Raw genomic sequence first — 5,696 nt, forward strand, 5'->3', positions numbered from 1 at the left:
AAATCTTCGCCACCGACGAACAATACGAAATCCTCACCACCGCCATGAACGTCGCCACCAACCCCCGCCTCACCACCCCCGGCACCGAAGCCGATACCGAAGTCATTACCGATGCCGTTGCCGATGCCGATCAGACGGGCCCTGCCGGTCCGGACCTGGACCGGCGCAGCCGCCCACAGAAACTCCTCAACGGCCTCACCAGCGCCTGCAGCCTCGCCATGCGCACCGAAAAACTACCCGCCAACGGCGGCCTCCCACCCCAACTCACCGTCACCATCGGATACCAAGAACTCCTCGAACAAGTCCACAACCACCTCCACAACCCCGGCACCGGCACCGGCACAGTGGCTGGGCTAGGGACAGGCACCGGCACAGTGGCTGGGCTAGGGACCGGCACCGGCACAGTGGCTGGGCTAGGGACCGGAGCCGGCACAGTGGCTGGGCTAGGGACCGGAGCCGGGACAGCGCCAGTAACTGGGATAGGGACAGGGACTCGGATAGCGACTGGGGCTGGGATAGGGACTGGCACCGCGACCTTCACCGGCCCTATGCACCCGAACACCATCCGCAAAATCGCCTGCGACGCCGACATCCTCCCCGTCGTGCTCGGCAGCGACTCCCGCGTCCTGGACATCGGCCGCACCACCCGGATCTTCCCACCCCACATCCGCAAAGCCATCACCGCCCGCGACCAAGGATGCGCCTTCCCCGACTGCACCATGCCCGCACCCTGGTGCGAAGCCCACCACACCACCTACTGGTCCAACGGCGGCACCACCTCAACAGACAACGGCACCCTGCTCTGCAGCCACCACCACCACCTCATCCACAAAGAACAATGGCGCATCGACATCAAAACCGGCATCCCCTGGTTCATCCCCCCACCCCACATCGACCCACACCAAACACCCCGACGCAACCACCACCACACACCCCACAGAACATAGGAGGCCCGGGTTCAACTGGGGGGGAAGAGGCCAAGGGCCCGATCTTGCTCCGGGGGCGGCGACCCATCGCCATCAGGAGATGAGCCACCGTCGAGCGCTTGCTGAACGGTTTGCCCGGCAAATCCGCGGGCTTAGTGCGAGGCGGGCCAGCCTGTGTAAGACTCTGCGAGGTATGCCTTAGCGTGCTCAGAAGTCACCACCGAGTGCAGTTCACCGAGTTGTCGGGCGCGGTCGAAGTCGTCGGCACCCGGCACCGTGTGAAGCATGGACGTCATCCAGTATGAGAAGTGCTGGGCCTGCCATACGCGGTCCAAAGCACGGTCGCTGTACGAATCCAACAGCGCCGTGGATCCCTTGGAGTAGTAGGAGTCGAAGCCCTCAAAGAGCATTTTGACGTCATGGATAGCCAGGTTGAGGCCCTTGGCTCCCGTGGGTGGAACAGTGTGCGCCGCATCGCCGGCCAGGAAGAGGTTGCCGTAGCGCATGGGGGTGTGGACGAAGCTACGGAATGGCAGGACCATTTTCTCCAGCACGGGCCCTTCCTTGAGCTCAAACCCGTTGCCGTTGACGCGCTTGCGGAATTCGTTCCAGATGCGTTCGTCATCCCAGTCGGCCACGTTTTCCTTGGGATCGCACTGGAAGTACATACGCTGCACAGTTTCGGTGCGCTGGCTGATCAGGGCGAATCCGTTCTCGGAGTTGGCGTAGATCAGTTCGTCGGCGCTGCGCGGAGCTTCGGCGAGGATCCCGAACCATGCGAAAGGGTACTCGTGGAAGTACCACTTTCGGTCGGCCTCGGGGATCTGGAAGCGGCAGTGGCTGCGGGATCCGTCAGCTCCCACCAGGAAGTCGGCCTGGATTTCGAATTCATGGCCGTCGGCGTCCGTGAACCACACCTTTGGCTTGCCTTCGAGGTCGTGAACCGTGGTGTCCGTGACGCTGTACCGGACATCGCCGCCGTCGGCCTCCCGCTTCGCTGCGAGGTCCATGAAAACGTCAGTTTGCGGGTACAGCCAGACCGATTCGCCGACGAGTTCCTTAAAGTTGATCCGGTGGCTCTCGCCATTGAACCGCAACTCGATGCCGTCGTGCCGGTCGCCTTCGCGAAGCACTCGGTCGGAGACGCCGGAATCCACCAACAAGTTCACAGTCCCGTGCTCAAGAATTCCGGCGCGAACCGTCTCCTGGATGTCCTTGCGGCTGCGGATCTCCACCACTACGGACTCGATGCCCTGTTTGGCCAGCAAATGGGAGAGCATGAGGCCTGCGGGGCCTGCGCCCATAATGGCCACTTGGGTGCTGATGGGTGTGCGTACCATGGTTGTTCCTCGCTTCGCTGCGGATCCCGGCTTGCTCTGAAGCGGGATGAATCTGGAATCAGTGTGGCCCGCGACGGGTGATCGACGTTACAGCAATTCCGTTGAACGGAAGCTCCATTAATCACCCAGTTGGCGTCCGATGCCGCGGGCTGCCGTTTGGAGCGCCGGTACCAGCGCCTGCAGCCTCATCTCAGCCAGCGGGACCACGACACCCAGTGCCGCCACGGTCCGACGCTTGCCATTCATCACAGGAACGGCAATGCCCCACGTGTCAGGATCCACAACACCCGCGAGCTGCGCGTATCCCTGCTGGGCCGTTTCGGCCAGGAAATGACGCACGACGTCGGCAGTCACCTTCCCGGATGGATCCTCGAATTGTTCGAGGTACTCCGCCTGCAGTTCCCGTGATTGGTGGGACATCAGGGCCAGCCCTGCCGAGGAGATGTGGACAGGCATCCTTCCGGCGATCCTGGCCCGGTTGGCCACTGATCCCCTCCGCGAAAGCCGCTCCACGAAGAGCGCCTCCCACCCTTCCAGCACGGCAAGGTTCACGTTCTGGTTCAGGACCTGCTGGATATCCTCCATGAAGGGCATGGCAGCTTGCCGGAGGGCCAAGGTCGGCGAATTGCGGTTGACGAGTTCCCACAGACGCAGGCCCAGGCGCACCGTCCCGCCGGCACCAAGATCCAGCAACCCATGCTCCGAGAGTTGGCGGACCAATCGATGCGCCGAGGATAGCGGGAGCCCGGCCCGGTCAGCCAACTCGGTCAATTGCAGCGAGGTTACCCCCTCAGGAAAGGCTTCTATCACCCGCACTACGCGGTCAACCACGGAATCTCCGGATGCTGAGTTGGCCACGATGCGCTCCTTTGCTTGCTGGTCGGTTGCTTGCTGGTCGGTTGTTTGCTGGTCGGTTGCTTGCAGGTCAGGGGGCCTGCTTTGTGGAGAGTGGGTGACATCCATGCCTGCAGACGCCTTCCATTCAATGGTAGAACGTGTGCCACACAACATCAGACGGTGATACAACTCTCATGACCGACCGAACGTTCTTTGGCTCTGGAATCGATCAGCCAAGACCAACAACAACGAAGTACCGAGGACGCTATGCCAACGATGTCATCTGCCCGCCGCTCCCAATGGCCCGTTTGGCTGTGCTGGCTGGCCATGGTTCTGGACGGCTTCGACCTCGTGGTTCTCGGAACTGTCATCCCCACACTCATCAAGACCGGTGAGCTGGGCTTCGACGCGGTCGGAGCCACCTTCGCGGCCACCATTTCCTTGGTTGGCGTTGGTCTCGGGGCGCTGTTCATCGCGCCGCTATCGGACAAGTTTGGCCGTAGGAAACTCCTGATCGCCTGCGTGGCAGGCTTCTCGCTGTTCACCATCGGCGTTGCCTTCGCCCCGAACGTTGCGGTCTTCTCACTGCTCCGCCTGCTGGCCGGTCTAGGGTTGGGCGCCTGCCTTCCGGCGGCATTGGCATACATGAACGACTACGCACCAGCAGGATCAGCCGGAAAGTCCACCACCCGGACCATGACCGGGTACCACGTGGGCGCCGTATCCACAGCCTTGTTGGCCATTTTCATTGTTCCCGACTGGCGGCTCATGTTCATCATCGGTGGCGTGGCTGGGCTGGTACTGCTGCCATTCCTGTGGGCCAAGTTGCCCGAATCCCTCCCGGAAGCAACTCCGGCCAACGAGGGCGAGTCCAAGGCGGGCGGATCCGCACAGGCGGCGGCCGCCGTCGAACATTCTGCCGGTACCAAACCAAAGACCGGCTTCCGCGACCTCCTGCAGAAGCCCTATCCTCTGGTGGCGGTTGGTATTGGCATTGCATCCTTCATGGGGCTGCTGCTGGTCTACGGGCTGAATACGTGGCTGCCGCAACTGATGGCTGCCGCCGGATATCCCGTGAGCACCGGGCTGACGCTGTTGCTGGTCCTGAATGTAGGCGCCGTGGCGGGGCTGTTCGTCGCCGGAATCCTTGCCGATAAGCATGGGACCAAGAAGATCGTGCTGCTGTGGTTCGGGTTGTCGGCGGTGCTGCTTGCCATCCTCAGCGTCAAGATCCAGAACGAATTCCTGCTCAACGCGGCCGTCTTCGTGACGGGAGTCTTTGTCTTCAGCTCCCAGGTGCTGGTGTATGCCTGGGTCAGCCAGCTCTTCCCGGCCAGGCTCCGCGGAACTGCACTGGGCTTCGCTGCGGGGGTCGGCAGGTTGGGCGCGATCGTTGGTCCTGCGGTGACCGGAACCCTGGTGGCCGCGAATATCGCCTACCCTGCAGGCTTCTACGTCTTTGCAGGTGCCGGTGTCCTGGCCGTTGCCGCGTTGTTCCTGGTGCCGCATGAGGTCAAAGCCGCCGACACCTCCGTGCCGACCCACCACTAACTCATTTTCACCACCGGGAGCTCACCGCCGGGGATTCACCACCGGGCGCTCACCGCCCGGGATTCATTGCCCTTGGCCCTGCCGCAGTGACCCTTGCGCTTTCACGAGCAGCTGCGGACCCGCCGCGAAGCAGCGGTCCGTGGAGTTCTGCAGCGCGGGGAGTGCCAGGACCGCGGAATCGAAATGGTCGCCCCGGATCATGATTTCAATGGCCCGGCACTGGTTTTCCGTTTCCAAAGCCCCCACCATGGCGGAGGAAATCTTGAGGCTCAAGACCGCGTCCATACTGGCATCGGCATCGCGCAGGCAAAGGCCCGTGGAGATTCTGAGGATCCTGCCCGGCAGCATGGACAGGTATGTGGAGAGGAAGCTGATGGCCGGCGCAGAGTCGTCCAACTCATCAGCCAGTGCCTGTAGCGTGCACGCCTCCAGAACAGATTCCGATGGTGTCGGGTGTGGTTCAGCGTGACTCATCACTGCCCGCCAGTCACTCACCAGGTGCTGCTTCGGGCTCTGGGGCGCCAGTGGTGATGATCTGGGTTTTCACCCGCTGGTCTTCGCCCGGGATGTGGCAGGTAGTGACGTCGGCTGCCTTGATGCCTGTGATGGGGGCGCTGTTGAGGGTGCTCATTGTCCTGGCGTTCCTTCCGGGTGTTGATCGGCTTCCGGGGCGAGCCTGAATCGGAGCCTGCGTGGCCCGGCTCCGGCTTCCTTCGGAAAGTCCTCAAGGCTGGCTCAGGACCAGGGTGTGATCAGGGATCCGGCGTACTCATTAATACAGCTGGCCCGGAATATTGGCTGCCGGGAAAATACCGGCGGACCTGATCGGGCAGGGGGGCGCCCGACCAGGCCCGGCGGGGCTTGACGGTGTTTCTGTTGCGGCAATCGCAGCTGGCTGCCCGGTGTTACCGCGGGCTGCCTGTTGGGGGTCAGCGGGTGGGTGTTATTTGGTGGTTTCGGTGCGCTGGGTGCCGGTGAAGGAGAAGGCGATGGTGGAGGTGGCGCCTTGGAAGTCGTTGTTCGCGGTGGTGGGGAACGCGGT

6 protein-coding genes are annotated in these 5,696 nt (G+C 62.7%); 2 read left to right on the plus strand and 4 right to left on the minus strand.

Annotated elements, in window-relative coordinates; translation table 11 throughout:
- The coding region (locus WBN73_RS21285) for an HNH endonuclease signature motif containing protein (RefSeq protein WP_337455715.1) at nt 1-947 on the plus strand (947 nt) is incomplete at its 5' end.
- 131 nt (nt 948-1,078) lie between these two features.
- Here the strand turns inward: WBN73_RS21285 and WBN73_RS21290 are convergent.
- Nucleotides 1,079-2,266: a 4-hydroxybenzoate 3-monooxygenase gene (locus tag WBN73_RS21290; RefSeq protein WP_337341279.1), complete on the minus strand. Its 1,188-nt coding sequence runs from the start codon at nt 2,264-2,266 to the stop codon at nt 1,079-1,081.
- A 117-nt stretch (nt 2,267-2,383) separates the two neighbouring features.
- Nucleotides 2,384-3,124, minus strand: coding sequence for an IclR family transcriptional regulator (locus WBN73_RS21295; protein ID WP_207595421.1), 741 nt, complete (start codon nt 3,122-3,124; stop codon nt 2,384-2,386).
- Between the two features lie 246 nt (nt 3,125-3,370).
- On the opposite strand from WBN73_RS21295, the gene WBN73_RS21300 reads away from it, so the two are divergent.
- Nucleotides 3,371-4,654 carry an MFS transporter gene (locus WBN73_RS21300; RefSeq protein WP_337341278.1) on the plus strand — a complete coding sequence of 428 codons (1,284 nt, stop codon included), beginning with the start codon at nt 3,371-3,373 and terminating at the stop codon, nt 4,652-4,654.
- A gap of 63 nt (nt 4,655-4,717) precedes the next feature.
- On the opposite strand, the gene WBN73_RS21305 is transcribed toward WBN73_RS21300, so the two are convergent.
- Nucleotides 4,718-5,149, minus strand: coding sequence for an Hpt domain-containing protein (locus tag WBN73_RS21305; protein ID WP_337341277.1), 432 nt, complete (start codon nt 5,147-5,149; stop codon nt 4,718-4,720).
- A complete protein-coding gene (locus WBN73_RS21310) occupies nt 5,142-5,285 on the minus strand; it encodes a hypothetical protein (RefSeq protein ID WP_337341276.1) in 144 nt (47 codons plus the stop codon). Before WBN73_RS21310 ends, WBN73_RS21305 begins: the two co-directional genes overlap by 8 nt.
- Between the last annotated feature and the right edge of the window lie 411 nt (nt 5,286-5,696).

The sequence above is a fragment of the Paenarthrobacter sp. CCNWLY172 genome (assembly GCF_037402035.1).
Classification (GTDB): Bacteria; Actinomycetota; Actinomycetes; order Actinomycetales; family Micrococcaceae; genus Arthrobacter.